This is a genomic window from Methanosarcina soligelidi (assembly GCF_000744315.1).
GTDB classification, from domain to species: Archaea; Halobacteriota; Methanosarcinia; order Methanosarcinales; family Methanosarcinaceae; genus Methanosarcina; species Methanosarcina mazei.
In genome coordinates, this window is the sequence record NZ_JQLR01000001.1 from 2,484,447 (window position 1) to 2,498,565 (window position 14,119).

The window sequence follows — 14,119 nt, forward strand, 5'->3', positions numbered from 1 at the left end:
CCAATTAAATGTTTTTATCATAAATAATGTCAATAATATATTAATATTTGCGCCCCTTACTGTTATAATGTAAGATGAAAGTCATTTTATTAAACACGTAAAAAATCCTGTAAATATAAAGTATATCTGGAATATCTCTAGAAAATACATCTAAAAAAACATCTGGAAATCCATCTTAAAAAAACATCTGGAAAATACATCTGGAAAATACATCTTAAAAATGCATCTGAAAGCTTCAGGGAACTTTATGCCTTGGTAATGTATTCGTACCTGACATCTGCCCTTGTAATCTCTGGCAGGTCTCCCCACATGCCTATGTACTCCCCCTGGATCACAAGCGCGCCTTTTATTCCCGGAATCCCCCTGATAGCCCTGAATGATATCTCTACTGCCTCCTTTCCTGTCCCCACTTCGTTCCCGAGTGCTGTTGCAGCCGCATCTGCAAGAGAAACATCGTCAGAAAACACAGCAGCTGCATCTGCCATCCCGAAGCTGATTGAAGGTCCTACTGTGCCTGCAGAGGTGCAAACACCCGTTATAGAGTCACGCGGTTCGAATACAAGCCCCAGGTTCCTGATAGGGGACTGCCCCGAATAGATCCCGACCACAACAGGCCTGTCGTTTATAAGTGCGATATCTCCTCCGTTGTCGACTATAGCATATTTTGCTCCGGCTTTTACCATAGCTTCCACTGCCAGGGCAGAGATAGTGCCCGCAACTGCACTCATCGGCCCTATTCCTATCGTGTTTCCTGCTTTTATCATCCTCCTTACGACCTCAGGGGCATTTTCCGGGCATTCATAGGGTTCGAGTGTGATCTGAAAATAGGGGTCTGAAAGGATATAAGTCTCAAGAACCGCCCTGTGGGTGCGGATTGCTTCTTTTGCGGCTTCTATATATTTCCGGTCGCAGGCTGCGATAGTAACTATGGTTTCTTTGAGCTGGAAATGTTCTTTTATCGGGGTTCCGGCAGGTTCTTCGGGTTCTTTAACAGGTTTTCTTGCGGGCTCTGGCATGCTGGTCTACATGGAATTTATTGCTTAAAAAAGAAATGCTTTTCTAAAATGACTTAGTTTTTTGAAATGACTTAAAGTACTGGACCAGAATATTGAACTTAAATATAGAACCTCTTTTTAATGTTCTTAATAACGAATGCAGAAGGCGCGGATGAAAAATTTGAAAAAAAGGTTTTGGCGGCTTTTTCAATCGTGCCGCCAGACTGATTTTTTTCTCATATGATTTTTGATTCACTTTGATCCCGGTTCAATTATTGTCTGGATCAAAATGGAAGTTAGAGCTGTAGCTTTTTCATCCTTTCCACAGCTTCTTTGATCCTTTCAACCGGCTTTGTGAGTGCAAACCTGATATAGCCTTCGCCGGCATCTCCAAAGCCCACTCCCGGAGTAGCTACAATTCCGGCTTCTTCGAGCAGGAGTTTTGCAAAACTGATCGAAGTGAAGCCTTTCGGGACCGGAGCCCAGATATAAAATGTGGCTTTAGGGGGCTTTACTTCAAGGCCCATGGCAGTTAGCCCCTCTATAAGAGCATTCCGCCTTTCTTCGTAGATTTTGTTTGTTTCATTAACGCAGTCCTGGGGGGATGAGAGGGCTGCGATGCCTGCGATCTGGATTGCATCAAAGACGCCTGAGTCCACATTGGATTTGACTTTCCCGAGCCCTTTTATCAGGTCTTTATTTCCTACCGCAAAACCTAGTCTCCAGCCTGTCATATTATAGGTTTTCGAGTGGGAATAGAGTTCCATGCCGATGTCCATAGCCCCTTCTGCTGCAAGGAAAGAAGGTGCTTCGTAGCCGTCGTAAGCCATCTGGCAGTACGCGTTGTCGTGGACGGCAATGATGTCATGCTTTTTGCAGAACTTTACTACTTTCTCAAAGAACGCCATATCAGCAGTTGCTGCAGTTGGGTTATTCGGGTAATTAAAGAAGAAGAGTCTGGCTTTCTTCAGGACATCTTCAGGGATTGAGTCCAGGTCAGGCAGGAAATTATTTTCAGCCTTGAGGGGCAGAGGATACGGCTCCCCACCTGCAAAAAGAGTCCCGATCTTATATACGGGATACCCTGGCTCAGTATAGAGCACAACATCTCCGGGATTGACGAAAGCCAGCGGGATGTGGGCCACAGCTTCTTTTGACCCTATAAGGGAAAGTACTTCAGTTACGGGGTCTATCTCAATTCCTTTATATTTCCTGCACCATTCAGCCGCAGCCTTCCTGAATTCGGGCATCCCGGCATAAGAAGGGTACTGGTGCGTCCCGGGGTCGCAGACAGCCTTCTGCATGGCTTCAACAATATGCGGGTGTGTCGGTAGGTCGGGATCTCCCACGCCAAGGTCTATTACGTCCACTCCCTTAGCAATTAATTCGTCTCTTGCTTCATCGATAGCTGCAAAAAGGTATGGGGGTAATGCGTTTATGCGGTCTGAATACATTGGAAAAGTCACCTGAATATGATTTACAGTGTATAATTCTGCATAATTACTGCAGTGGGGCTATTAAAAGGTATGGTTAAGGGATCCTTCTTTGTCCTTGATAAGTTATTTTATAAAAGTTTTTATTGGCATTAAAAAGTAGCTGAGGTAAAACCGGATAAACTGGACATATACTGCGTGGGAGGTAATACCTTTATTATGTAGAAACTGGACAAATACAGGAAGGTTTCCATATTTCTACTAACCGGGAAAACAATAGTTAAAATGTCTTCCCAGGATCGATATAAAACGAAAATTTTAACCTGCTATTCTGGTCTTGACAGATTTTCTAAAGAACCTTAATCTAAAGAGCCTTATTTATGATTCATAAAGTAAATACATAAAAATGCTAAATTTGGTTATGTGGCTAATATATGGATGAGGTAGAAATAAATGGGTTGCGCATCGCATTCGAGAGGAAGGGAGAGGGGTCGCCCTTGATTCTTCTTCACGGGGCTCTTAGTGACAGCCGGATGTGGCGCAGGCAGCTTGATGAGCTGTCCGATGAGTTCACAGTGGTGGCATGGGATGCACCAGGATGTGGACGTTCGACAGATCCACCGGAAACTTTCCGTTTGCCTGACTTTGCAGACTGTCTTGCTGTATTTATCAAGGAAATCGGCCTGTTAAAGCCTCACATTCTCGGTCTGTCATTCGGTGCCGGACTCGCACTTGAATTTTACCGTCGTTACTCCAGCATCCCGAAGTCTCTCATACTGGCTTCGGCTTATGCCGGGTGGGCAGGGTCCCTTCCACCCGATGTAGTGGAAGAACGCTTACAACAGGGGCTTCAGCAATCCAGATTGCCACCACAGAAGGTTGTTGAAAAGTGGATTCCAACGCTTTTCACAAAATCAGTGCCTGTAGAGGTAATCAATGAGACCGCAACAATTATGTCAGAATTCCATCCCGCCGGAATGAGAGTGATACTACGCTCTTTCGCTGAGGCTGATCTTCGTGACATGCTTCCAACTATCAAAGTACCTGCACTGCTGCTGTATGGTGAAGCCGATCAGCGTTCTCCTCTTTACGTTGCCGAGGATCTGCATGCCAGGATTCCAGCATCGAAGCTTGTGATCATACCCGGCGTCGGTCATGATTGCAGCCTTGAGGCACCGGAGATTTTCAATGCCGAGGTGCGCAGCTTTCTTCAAGCGAATAAGAAATAATCTGGTACATGTTGATTTGAAAAAAATGGGTATAATTGGGCACTGAGTTATCCATTGGCTACCAATTCTTCAGAAAGTGAAGGAAATTTTTTCCTGGCTTTTCAGGGATAGAAGGACTTTTTGTGATTTCTTTAAGAGCCGTGTATATGAATCTACGGCAATGTGGAGTAAAATGTATAAGATTGCAAGAAGATTAAATCTTAAAAATGATTGATGTTATTGATTTTTCCAGAATAAACTAGAACATTGCAAAGTTTTATAAAGTATGAATGTAAATTTTTGTAGCGTGTCTAAAATTAAAACTGTCTTTCTAAGTTTTATCGCATCTGAAATATTTATTTTAGCTATAGAAGTAACTTTTGGCATTCCGCTTAATGCTTATTATTATATGGGTCTTAATTTTACAAGACCTGTTGATGTTTCTTTTCAACTTCTGTTCAACGGCGATGAACAGGTTGATCTCGCTGGAAGCTCATTGTTTATGAAAGGTCTGATCAGCATATTATTATGGTTCCTTACATCCCCTGCTCTTTTGATTGCAATTGTAGTTTACATTTTAGCACCTGAGGACGAAAGCATGATAGTCCCTGATCCTTATGCCCATATACGTTAACATTCTTTATAATTTAGTAATAGGGCGTACATCGTGAATCTGAAACTGACTATCTAAAACTGATTATTTAAACTGACTATCTAAAACTGATTATTTAAACTCACTATCTGAAACTGACCATCTGAAATTGACCATCAGAATCCTTACTATCAGAAACATCAGGCTCCGATAAAAAATAGAAAAAAGAAGTATTTGTAAATAATTTTGAGACTTTGATTTAATCTTTTTTACTCAGTCTGGTAATCTCCTGCTTTTTCCAGTGTCAGGTTTTTAGCTTTTAAGGACCTCAACTGCCAGGTCAGCATTGATGATATAATCAAAACTGATAACCTCGTCCCATTTCTGCTGTATAAACATTGACTGGAAACAGACCCCGATAATTTTTCGTTTATTTGAACCTTCAAGGACCTTTTCTGCAATCTCCTTAGCTTTGTCAGGGCTGACGCCGATCTTGGGCATCGCAAGCCCGCCGAGCAGGACAACAGCATCAGCATGGGCGTCTATAGGTTCTCCAAGTTGCATCCCTTCAGGAGTCATGGATATTAACCTGGCTTTTTCAAAGTCCATATTGGGAATAAAAATAAGTTTTTTGTCCCTGGCAACAAAACCCATAAGTTCTGCGAAGGGGGTGCAGAAACCCGGTGTCCCGACAAATGTAATCTTTTCTACTCCGTCCAGGAGACTCTTGAAGCTGTTCAGGATGCCTCCTACTCCCTGTGAGGTATTTATTATCTGCATGAAACTCTTCTCCTTATTCATCTATTATAAATAATTCTGCTTTTAACCGCTTTCTACAGTACCTACTTTCACAATAAGATTGGGAACATTCCCATAAATAGGTTGAGTTTAAAGCCGGAGCCATTTCAGGACTGCCAAAACTGGAAAAATATTGAAAACAGGGGAAAAGTGGAGAAAAATAATGTGGAGAAAAATAAGAGAAGAATGAGATGACGTAAATGTCTTCTCAAACTTTCCTGATTCCGAAGGATTCAAGCAGGATTTCGGGGTAGAGCCCACCACTCGAAATTGTCTTTTTGTTCTTTAAGTCGTTTACTGTTACTCTTGCAGGAGCGAACATGCCTGCGTCGACTTTGAAGAAGTCAAAGTTCGCTGCCTTGAAGGTCTGGTAGAACGGCTTTCCGAAATCGTCTGAGGTTGTTGAGGGGACTTTTCTTACAAAGTCTTCGAGTTTAGCCAGCTCACCTTCGAAGCTGACAGTATAGTTGGTTTCGCCGCAATAAATGACACAGTCATTGGTTGAACCCATGCACTGGACATCGTTTCCGACTATGGGGGCGATAGGGGCAATTCCGTACCCGCTCTTTATGCAGTTGATGTCAAAGCCAATGGATTCGAATTTGTGGATCCCGGTTTCAACGACACGGGCTGAAATCTGGACAGAACCTGCAATGGAAGCTGTAGGCGCAACAGCGATCATGACATTTTCCGGGTCTACACTGCAGTGTTTTGCGATGTACTCCACGACTTTTTCATCCGGGAGTTTGTCGGATTCCATGACAAGGACAGCAGCTTCGAAATCGTCTTCATAACCGATCTCTTCATAGAGCTCTTTCGGCTTTAAGCCAAGCGCACGTGCGGGACCTGAACCCATACCGAAATAGTTGCCTACAGAGATTCTCCAGCCAGCATACTGGGAAGCCATACAGGCGATTACAGGGTTGTCGGTTGCTACCTGGATGGCAGGCCATTTGATGCCGTTGAGGTCAAAGGTGCTGTATTTAAGTTCAGCAAGGTCAGCAAGGCAGAGTCTTGCAAGGTACATCCCGGCTTCATATCCTCCTTCGGCATTAACCCCACAGTCGATGATTGTGGCGCCATTTTCAAGCTTGATTACTTCCGTTTTCAGGTCTTCGCTCCAGTCGAGCATCTCTTCGATGACGTATGAGCCCATTTCGTTAACGCTTATCAAAATATCACCTTACATGTCAGTCCGAGAATTGTTTGTCCCGGTTCTCGAAATAGTTTATTGATACTGTTTACATACAGGAATTACTGTAAGCAGAGTATTGGTCAGATAGCTGGCTACCAATAGCTGATTTTCCCGGCTGGAAGTTTATCCTGCCAGACAAGTATCATATCGGATAACCGGGTACAATATTGAATAATTAAGTACAAATAACCAGGCAATTAATATCAGGCTCCGAACAACTTAGCCAGTTAGATTAAGTTGTTTCTTCCTGATTTGCTATCCGTATAAGGAAGAATCCAATATATAGATACTGTTATAATATTTTAGTTATTTGATATTAGTCTGCGAGAAATACCATCAGATTATAAATATTCTATCATTCCTTCGGACGGTGCCTTCAACGGCAAGCCCCACCTCGTCTCCTTTTTCAGCTTTTTGCAGGATAATGCCGTTTTTTATCAGGGAGGTAACCCTCTGCTTCAGATATGTGGTGCTTCCTTCGATAAGAATTTCGTTTCCTATTTCAAGCCCTTCTTCAAGCAGCTTTATTGCTGCGGCATGCTGTCTGGGGTAATAATTCTCTACAATTCCTGCAGCCCTGCGTTTTTTCTCTGAGGCGTTCATGCCCTTTTCAGGAGAAAAGCCTTCGATGCCGGGAATTCCGAAGTAAAAACCAGTAGAAAAGCCTCTGTTATATACCGATGAAAGTTCGAAAAGCCATGAATCAACTTTTTCACGGCTATATGTCCCTTCTTTACAGGCATCAATTGCTTCCCTGTAGCAGCGCGAGACCACTTCCAGATATCTCGGGTCTCTCAGCCTTCCTTCTACCTTAAAAGAATCTATCCCGGCTCTGAGAAGAGACGGAATATGTTCTATCATACATAAATCTTTTGCACTGAGGAGGTATTTCCCCCTGCTTTCCATGACAAGATTGTTTTCCCCGTGAAGCTCCCATTCCCAGCGGCAGGGCTGAGTGCATTCCCCGCAGTTTCCGGATTTTCCGAGGACATAGGCGGATAAGTGGCACCTTCCTGAAACCGCCATGCACATCGCCCCGTGGACAAAAGTTTCGACCTCTACATCGCTCCGTTGCCTGATTTCCCTTATCTCATCCAGGGACAGTTCCCTTGAAAGCACTATGCGCTCTGCACCAAGGGCTCTGTAAAACTCTGCAGTTTCGTGGTTTGTAATGTTTGCCTGCGTGGAGATGTGGATCCTGAGGCCGGCTTTGCGTGCTTTCAGGATTACAGCCGGGTCCCAGGCAATAACTGCGTCTACCCCGGCTTTTGAGGCTGCGTTTATCACATTTCCTGCTTCTTCAAGCCTGTCTTCATTTACTGTTGAATTCACAGCTAGATAAGCTTTTAAATTCCGTGCTTTTACCTCGGAGACAAACTCCTCAAGGTTTTCCAGATTAATCTCTTTTGCTTTTGCCCGAAGGCTGAGCCTGTCAGTTGAGAAATAAACCGCATCTGCATATTTATAACAGGCTTCAAGCCCTGCAAGGTTTCTGATGCCCATTATGAGTTCCGGGCCTGGACTGTTATGCATGGAAGAGGGAATGCCTTAACTCCAATTTAAAAATATCCTTATCGAATTTATCATTAGTACGGGCCAATCAGTCTAATAAATAATAGTAAGAAATGTAAACTTTTCATATTAAATTAAATGAGGTCTCGGTTTACGGAAATCTTTATATAAGTGTACTGCATTTTTCAAAATGGGGATGAAGTAAGATTCATTTAAGAATAATTCTGTGTATAGACTAAAAAACTAAATTAAGACTGTTAAAGACTAAATCGAGACTGTTTATATCTTAAAGGGGGAATATAAAATGGAATATGAACTCGAAGAAGTTGAAAGAGATTATGTGGAATTCCTGAAGGAAATGGGAGAAGAATAAACAGAACACTACAATAAACAAAAAATACAGAGCATCAAATAATATGTGACATCACATATTATAACTCATTAAATCCTTTTTCCTTTTTAAATACCTTTTCTTCTTTTTTCGTTTTTGTATATAGTCTGTAATAGCTCGCGAAATTGGATACAATTTTTATTGGAAATAACTTCCAGTTATGCAATTTTAATCCGTTTCAGGCAGACGACGCATACAAAAAGGCAATTTATTCAAATACATTTTTTAATACTTTTAATATGGAATATCAGCTCCTTTAGCCTACTCATAAGTTAAATACTGCAAAAAGTCTGCCTTAAATCATCTTAAATTTGATTCTTTCCTGTTATTCCGGCCGGATTGTATTTCAAAATTATTATATATCTTAATATTAATTATGTGCCGAAATGAAAGCCTGAAACCGTTGTCTGGTCTTTTAATTGGCTTCATTTCTTCCTGAAATTAGCTTCTGGAACTATCAAAAACTTATGAAGGGCAGATCTAAATGAAAAACAAAATAATTGCGTTTGACTTTTTAAGAGCGTTAGCAATAATTATGATTATTCCGGCTCACCTGAGTAATTATTTGTTTTCCAGCTATGGAAAACTGATGCTTTATGCTTTTGACCCTTATTTTGCGAATATGGGCCTGGGGCTTTTCATATTCATGAGTGGCTACCTGTTATACTACAACAACCATTCGATAAGGTCTCTAGAAGATGTATTTGATTTTTATAAAAAAAGGCTTTTGAGAATTTTTCCTCTTTACTGGGCTGCACTTGCGGTATTTGTAATGGTATTTTTCGTATTTGCTTCCAGGTTAGATTCGGGATTTGTATTTCCTGATTCAGAGAATGTTTTCAGCCCATACAATATACTCGTACACTTTCTGGGGCTTCAGATTTTACTCGCTCCGGCTTATGCTGCACCAATGTTAACTCTCTATTTTGTAGGCCTGATTGTTATTTTCTATGCCATTTATCCTTTTATTATTATGTATTCGAAGAGTACAGAACAGATCCTGATCTCTTCGTTTGTTGTATACTTCTGTTCCTTTTTAATCTCTAAAACTTTCAATATTATTGATCACCGTTTTTTCATGTTTTTCCTTGTCTTTATGTTTGGGGTATTCACATGCAGGGAAAGGCTGTCTGAAAAAGCCTTAAAGTTACCTGGAAAGATACCTTTTGTCCGGCTTCTGCTGGCAGCTCTTCCTGTAATCTTTGTGCTGGTGATTGTTCTGGGGCTGAGAAGTTCTATGTTTCTGGACCCCAGGATTTCCGTTACCATTGACACCGGCAGCGCGATAATAGGGTCCTCCACAGTAGGGTCCATAATGGGCAGTATAGCGGGCTTGATGGGTATCAACCTGCCTCTACTGGAATTTATCATAAATCTGGCACTTCTCAATATTTTTATTCTAATCTTCTGTATTTCTGAATATTCACTTGCTACCAGGTATGTAAATGATAAATTGTCAGGCACTTTGAGTTCGTTCTTTACGAATATTGCCACGTCTTCTTACTGTGTTTATCTATTCCACAGGCCGTTTTTTACTCTGTGGAACTCTGGAACCAATTTCATAAGCTCTCCAATTTTACGTGATGCTTTAATGCTGTTTGTGGCTATTCCTCTGTTGTTTTTCATCTCATATAATATCCAGAAAATAGAATTAAACATGAAAACTAATTTCTCTGCAAGGAAATATTCAGGGAAGAGATCGTATCATAAGGACTTGCTATGAATTCAAGCAAATAAAACGATAGAGGAAATAGAGTCAGTGAAATGAGGAAATAGAGTCAGTGAAATAAATAAGAAAATAGCGTAAACAGGTGTATGAAAAGGATAGAAAGAATCAATTTTAAAATATTATAATATTTGTTATAGATGTATCATACTAAAATCTATAAAAATGCTATAATACAAACTATAAAAATATTATAATGTTAACTATAATTATCTCATATTAAGAATTAAAACTAATAATATCAGTGAAATGATATATTTTTCCCAGAATACTGTAATAAGTTTTTTAACTGAATTTTTCAGAAAGCTTCTGAAAATCTGATTTTGAATATGCCAGTTACCTGGTTTATTTTTAATGGCGGCAATACCAGTATAACCGAATTTGTGAGACAATTTTGATTTGGTCTTTTAAATAAAATCACCTTTTTACTTCATTAGAAAATTTTAAATATTATAAAAATAATTAAGAAATTACAGGTTATATATAACTGAAAAAACGGAAAAACAGAAAAACAGAAAAACGGAAAAATGGAAAAACGGAAAAACAGAAAAACGGAAAAATGGAAAAATGGAAAAACAGAAAAACGGATTTTCAGATCTGAAAATATCCGGGTATCAAGAGAGGACCTGACTCTTGATATCCATTTTTTTCTCTTACCCTGAATTCAGGTTTCATTCATCTTTATTTCAAGAAAATTATTACAGTTACTGGAAAATGGAAATTTCTCAGGATTATTTTTCACATTTTCATATTATCCTAAAAATAATTTTCTTGATAATTATCTTAAATTGAAGACTGCAAAAAGCCGTTTATAAAACCAGCAGTAAATCCATCAGCTTCGAATCAATAAATCAATGTATCCAAGTGGAATAACAGATCTGAACTGGAATTACCTCAATATTCCTGCAACCTTCATTTTTGCAGTTTTTGCCCGGACATCTGAGGGAGTTTGGGAAGAATAGAAAATCATGAATCATTCTTATGCTTTTTCAGGAAGTGTAACCTGTTTAAATTTGATGAATAAGGCAGGTTCCTTTTTAGCAGGAATAGTTATTTTCTAACAGGAAAGGTTATTCTTTAAAATGAGATAAAAAGAAAGTTACGCTGAGGGAGAGATTCGAACTCCCGTAGCGCGTAGCGCTACCGGTTTTCAAGACCGGCGCCGTGGTCCGCTTGGCTACCTCAGCATATTGAAATGATCTGTTCTCCTGTCTTTCCGGATAGGAACTGGCTAATTGCCCTGACATTCCGAGGAGCGTATACAGAGAACCTGATTATTATATATAAAATTTGCGAAGAGAAAGGACTCTTCGCTTTTCTTTAAAGGACTTACAGGCTTATTCCTGGGATTCCGAAGGTTCTTCTTCAGAGGCAGGTTCAGCTTCAACTTCAGGCTCTGCGGGTGCAGGGACTTCGGCTTCTGCTGTGAGTTTTTCAATAAACTGGACCTCTTTAAGACCGGCGTACTTGAAGAGCTCTGATGCCACCCTGTTCTTTGCCATGAGCCAGCGCTGGTTGAAGGTCAGGCCAGTGGGCACATTGATCTTTGCGGCATCATCAGCTATCTCGACTTCCATGTCGCGAATACCGGTGTAGAGGGCAAGAAGTCCCTGTACTTTTTCCACATCCTCTTCAAGGAGCTTTTCAATGGTGTACTCGTAGGTAACGGTCTTACCTGCAAGAGGGCTGTTAAAGTCTATAGTGACTCTGCGGCCGATTACTCTGCTGACGACTCCTCGCCTGCCGTCAATTTCCACAGGCATGCCCGGATGAACATTTCTGTCCGGGAGTTTTGTTATGGAAACGGTCTCAATTAGCTTGGCATCGGTAGGACCAAATGCCTTTTCGGGCGGAATTGATACTGTACCGGAGTAACCGGCTTCCTTTCCTTCAAGGTCCTCGTCAAGTCCCTCAATGGTGTGGCCTGCCCCGACAATAACGACATCTCCGCCGTAAAGTCCGCGGGGGTTAAAAATCTCTTCCTTTTTGGCAAGCTCTTCGTCTGTTGTATCGAAAACTCTGCCGTCTTCAAACCTACCTGTGTAGTTTAACTTTATGAAATCGCCTTTCTGGATTGCCATAATTCTCAACTCTTTTATTGAATTAATTAAACATGATGAGCAAGGAAATTATCCTTTATAGTTAAATTCCGGATTTTCAAAGTAAACGCGTTCCACGCTATAGAACTCTGGCTTTAATAAGCTTTTTGGGATCAACAGGGCTACTCCAGCCCTCGCTGGACATTACAAAAATATTATTTCAATATGAATCTCCCTTAAATCCGCATCCGTAACCACTAAAAGCTATTTGAATGTTACTTATTAAAGAATTTTGATTTATATGCCGCTCAGGAAATCGTTTTCATTTTTACTCCTAAAAGTTACCTTCTGGGGCACAGATATTTTTCTTTCGTTACTGCTGAGCAGGGGGAGATGGATCGGAAAGTTTTTCTGGCCAGCTCTTTCAGGTGTCTTACAGTGCCTTATAAATTGAGTTTTCTATAACATTCTTTTTATATAACTCTGTTTCGGGACATAAAATCAGTTTCAGAACCTGGTTATGTCCTCAGCTACGTTTTTTCTCTTTATTTTTGTCCTCTTATATTCATTATCTTCATTTTTATGTCTCTGAATGCAATAAAATATTAAATATATCCTTGAATATTATGTTTACTGGGGATTTGAAAATATAAAGCAGATTTGTCTGTCCGGGCATGTTTTTGTATTTTTTCATTCAGTTGGATAAACAAATCCGTAAAAACCTTACAGAAAGGGGGTTTCATTTCAGGAGGGGTATATGGGTAAAAAACTTATGAGAATAGGAATTTCTCTCCCTGGGGAGCTTCTGGACAAATTTGATAAAACACTTATGAAGAGGGGATACTCTTCTCGTTCGGAAGGGATAAGGGATGCAATAAGGACTTACAACCAGCACTATGAATGGATGAAGCAGATTAGAGGCTCTAGATACGCAACAATCTCGATTGTATACGATTGCTCAAAAAAAGGCGTAACAAGTACCCTGGCAGAGATACAGCATGAATACGTGGATATGATAAGCTCTTCTGTGCATTTCCATATGGAGGAAGATCTCTGTTTTGAGGTTATAATCCTGAAGGGAGAAGGAGAGCAAATAGTAGATCTTGCCCAGAGAATCCTCAGTATAAAAGGAGTTAAGCATTCAAGACTGACAACCGTGCCTGAAGAGAAAAATGAATAAGAGAAAAATGAATAAGAGAAAAATGAATAATTGTAAATTAAAAGTCACTCTCATCCGATTTCAGGGATTGATTAAAATTCTCGTATCAGCCACTGTCATGATACAGCTTTCTGGAACTTTTCAGCCAGATCGGAATCAAAAGGGGGTTTCAGTTTCGATATCCAGTCTACCTGACTTTTGTATCTCCATGCTTATTTTATTCCTTCCAGATTCGATACGCCGGAGAAAGATATGGGTCTTATAAATATTCACGCAAAGCCCGATGTATATTTAAGAAGTTTTAACAATATACTCTGGAGTATAGCAGGTTCATGGCTGTTAAAAGGATGGAAGCAGATAGGAAAAGAAAATGTCGACACTGTCGACGATACAATGCTTTCAGAAATTCTTAGAATTCAGGCAGAAGGATTTGAATATGGAAGACAGGGAGAAATTTTAAAATATTCAAAAAAATTTAGAAAAATTTTCTATGTAATTAAAAGCCAGGACAGGATAATAGGTTATTGCATATATTACCTGAGACCGGATTTTTCGGTTACGGGACTGGAGAAAAGATCCGTAATCTATTCCATTGCGATTGATAGGGAATTCAGAAATAGGGGGTTTGGAAGAAAGCTTCTGGAAGAAAGTATAAAGGAAATGAAGATGAACAGTGTATCAGCTATCTGCCTGTATGTGAATATAAATAACCTCCCTGCTATAAAATTGTATGAAAAAATAGGCTTTTCGATAATTAAAGAAATAAAAGACATATGCGGGCAAAAAGAAAGATGCTATAAAATGGAACTGAAACTGGCTTGAGCCAGTATTTACGAATTTCTATAGAGAGTCTTTTTATAACAGGTACTAATATGGATATCTTTACTGAAAACATTTTATACAATAGGTCTTTTTATAGTAGTAATTTTTAGCTATTGTATCACATATTTTGCGGCTTTAATTAACTGCTCAGAATTTAATAGATATATTTAAATAAAACTCGAGTTGACTTTCCAACTAAGGGTGATTTTATAGGCTCTACAGTAAATTATGTAAGATTTGTCTCGACCC

General features: G+C 40.0%; 11 protein-coding genes and 1 tRNA gene. 5 read left to right on the forward strand and 7 right to left on the reverse strand.

Annotation, left to right across the window (positions count from 1 at the left end; all coding sequences use genetic code 11):
- Nucleotides 1-245: 245 nt before the first annotated feature.
- Both M886_RS10855 and M886_RS10860 read right to left on the reverse strand, forming a co-directional pair.
- A complete protein-coding gene (locus M886_RS10855) occupies nt 246-1,016 on the reverse strand; it encodes a UPF0280 family protein (protein ID WP_048051163.1) in 771 nt (256 codons plus the stop codon).
- A 275-nt stretch (nt 1,017-1,291) separates the two neighbouring features.
- A complete protein-coding gene (locus tag M886_RS10860) occupies nt 1,292-2,449 on the reverse strand; it encodes an LL-diaminopimelate aminotransferase (RefSeq protein ID WP_048051164.1) in 1,158 nt (385 codons plus the stop codon).
- Nucleotides 2,450-2,862: 413 nt separating this feature from the next.
- On the opposite strand from M886_RS10860, the gene M886_RS10865 reads away from it, so the two are divergent.
- The gene (locus M886_RS10865; RefSeq protein ID WP_048051165.1) at nt 2,863-3,657 is read left to right on the forward strand and encodes an alpha/beta fold hydrolase; all 795 of its coding nucleotides are present in this window, start codon (nt 2,863-2,865) and stop codon (nt 3,655-3,657) included.
- A gap of 286 nt (nt 3,658-3,943) precedes the next feature.
- The gene (locus tag M886_RS10870; protein WP_152558023.1) at nt 3,944-4,270 is read left to right on the forward strand and encodes a hypothetical protein; all 327 of its coding nucleotides are present in this window, start codon (nt 3,944-3,946) and stop codon (nt 4,268-4,270) included.
- Nucleotides 4,271-4,540: 270 nt separating this feature from the next.
- On the opposite strand, the gene M886_RS10875 is transcribed toward M886_RS10870, so the two are convergent.
- From M886_RS10875 to M886_RS10885, 3 genes are all read right to left on the reverse strand, one after another.
- A complete protein-coding gene (locus M886_RS10875) occupies nt 4,541-5,008 on the reverse strand; it encodes a DUF2124 family protein (protein WP_048051167.1) in 468 nt (155 codons plus the stop codon).
- Between the two features lie 226 nt (nt 5,009-5,234).
- Nucleotides 5,235-6,200 carry a methenyltetrahydromethanopterin cyclohydrolase gene (gene mch / locus M886_RS10880; protein ID WP_048051168.1) on the reverse strand — a complete coding sequence of 322 codons (966 nt, stop codon included), beginning with the start codon at nt 6,198-6,200 and terminating at the stop codon, nt 5,235-5,237.
- Between the two features lie 357 nt (nt 6,201-6,557).
- Nucleotides 6,558-7,754: a peptidase U32 family protein gene (locus M886_RS10885; RefSeq protein WP_048051169.1), complete on the reverse strand. Its 1,197-nt coding sequence runs from the start codon at nt 7,752-7,754 to the stop codon at nt 6,558-6,560.
- 854 nt (nt 7,755-8,608) lie between these two features.
- Between M886_RS10885 and M886_RS10890 the strand changes: the two genes are divergently transcribed.
- Nucleotides 8,609-9,847: an acyltransferase family protein gene (locus M886_RS10890; RefSeq protein ID WP_048051170.1), complete on the forward strand. Its 1,239-nt coding sequence runs from the start codon at nt 8,609-8,611 to the stop codon at nt 9,845-9,847.
- Nucleotides 9,848-10,952: 1,105 nt separating this feature from the next.
- On the opposite strand, the gene M886_RS10895 is transcribed toward M886_RS10890, so the two are convergent.
- Together M886_RS10895 and M886_RS10900 are read right to left on the reverse strand one after the other, a co-directional pair.
- Nucleotides 10,953-11,037: transfer RNA gene (locus M886_RS10895), tRNA-Ser, on the reverse strand.
- Nucleotides 11,038-11,187: 150 nt separating this feature from the next.
- The gene (locus tag M886_RS10900) at nt 11,188-11,931 is read right to left on the reverse strand and encodes a peptidylprolyl isomerase (protein WP_015412708.1); all 744 of its coding nucleotides are present in this window, start codon (nt 11,929-11,931) and stop codon (nt 11,188-11,190) included.
- A 715-nt stretch (nt 11,932-12,646) separates the two neighbouring features.
- Here M886_RS10900 and nikR point away from each other — a divergent pair.
- Both nikR and M886_RS10915 read left to right on the forward strand, forming a co-directional pair.
- On the forward strand, nt 12,647-13,069 hold the full coding sequence (gene nikR, locus M886_RS10905; protein WP_015412709.1) for a nickel-responsive transcriptional regulator NikR: 423 nt from the start codon (nt 12,647-12,649) through the stop codon (nt 13,067-13,069).
- 231 nt (nt 13,070-13,300) lie between these two features.
- The gene (locus M886_RS10915) at nt 13,301-13,870 is read left to right on the forward strand and encodes a GNAT family N-acetyltransferase (protein ID WP_011034569.1); all 570 of its coding nucleotides are present in this window, start codon (nt 13,301-13,303) and stop codon (nt 13,868-13,870) included.
- Nucleotides 13,871-14,119 lie beyond the last annotated feature (249 nt).